This is a genomic window from Massilia hydrophila (assembly GCF_020208145.1).
Classification (GTDB): domain Bacteria; phylum Pseudomonadota; class Gammaproteobacteria; order Burkholderiales; family Burkholderiaceae_D; genus Telluria; species Telluria hydrophila.
Genome location: NZ_JAHYBX010000023.1, coordinates 1 through 1,366, shown reverse-complemented (window position 1 = coordinate 1,366; position 1,366 = coordinate 1). Strand labels below are relative to the sequence as shown.

Sequence of the window (1,366 nt, the reverse complement as noted above, 5' to 3'; positions counted from 1 at the left end):
TGATCTTGCCCCGCTTTTCCCGGACACAGCCTGATGCCTATTTAGCGTCAGTTTCCAGAGCCTGACGGCGTCGCTCTTTCCTAAACATCCGTGGCGATTTGTAGCCGAGCGCCGAATGCGGATGCACCTCGTTGAAATGCCTGAATGCGTCAGGCAATTGAGCCAGCACGGCAGCGCCGCTGCTGCGGTCCATGCCGCCGACGTAATCCCGTTTGAACGTGTTCACGAAGCTCTCTGCCATGCCGTTCGATTGCGGGCTGTTCACCGGCGTATGCACTGGCTTGATGCCCAGTTCATGGGCCAGGGCGTGCGTCTCGATGGCCCGGAAAGCGCCGCCATTGTCACTCAAGAATTCAACGGTAATTGCTCGCTCGTCGGTACTGCCGAAACGCGCTTCCACGGCCTCGATCATCATGTCACGCACTGGTTCGCCAGGCAGCCCTCGGCCGATCCAGGCACGCCAGGCGATGATCTCGCGGTCACAGCAGTCCTTCATGAAAACGCCGGTCACGACTTCGCCGTTGTCGCAGGCGATCTCGAAGCCGTCCGAGCACCATCTCTGGTTCGATTCCTCGACCATCACTTTGCCATCGTGAGCCCGGCCGCTATCACTACGCCTAGGCGATTTCGGCAGCAGCAAACCCTGCTGCTTCATCACGCGGTACATGCGCTTGTGGTTCACGGGACGCAGGCCCATCAGGCTGCGCGTACGGTTCACCAAGGCGCCAGCCCGACGGTAGCCATAGGTCGGCAGCGCCGTAATTTCGGCGCGTACCGCGTCGGCAATCATCGCGTCGGCGACCGAGTCGAGCTTGGCCACAGTACGCTTGTCGACCCAGTCCGCTGGTCGGGCAAGAAGGTCAATCACGTGCGAGCGCGCTACACCGAGGACAACGCAGACAGGCTTTACTGCCCGTCCTTGTCCGATAAGGGTGAGCGCGCAATCCACTTTTTTTCGCGAGCCAGCTCGACCGCTTCACGCAGGATCTCCGCCTCCATCGTCTTCTTGCCCAGCATGCGTTGCAGTTGCGCGATCTGGGCGCGTGCCGCTGCCAACTCGCTCGCCGGCACGACCGATTCACCTGATTGCACCGCGACCAGGGCGCCTTCCCGCTCGAGCTTGCGCCAGTTGAACAGCTGGCTGGCACTGATGCCGTGCTTGCGGGCCACCAGCGATACGCTCATGCCCGGCTCGTACGTTTCCTTGACCAGCGCAGCCTTTTCCTGCACTGACCAGCGGCGGCGTCGCTCTTCGGACACCGTCACGACTTCGATGGTTTGCTTGTTACTAGTCATACTCACAGTCTTATTCCTATCCGTAAGGATACAGCATCAACTGTGTCTGGTGAATCAAGGGGCTATTTCA

General features: G+C 60.3%; 1 protein-coding gene. It reads right to left on the bottom strand.

The window, feature by feature from the left end; genetic code table 11:
• Positions 1 to 37: 37 nt before the first annotated feature.
• A protein-coding gene (locus LE190_RS21300; protein ID WP_439847503.1) for an IS3 family transposase occupies positions 38 to 1,296 on the bottom strand; the annotation gives its coding sequence in 2 pieces (ribosomal slippage) (positions 38 to 966 and positions 966 to 1,296; 1,260 coding nt in all).
• Positions 1,297 to 1,366: the final 70 nt, after the last annotated feature.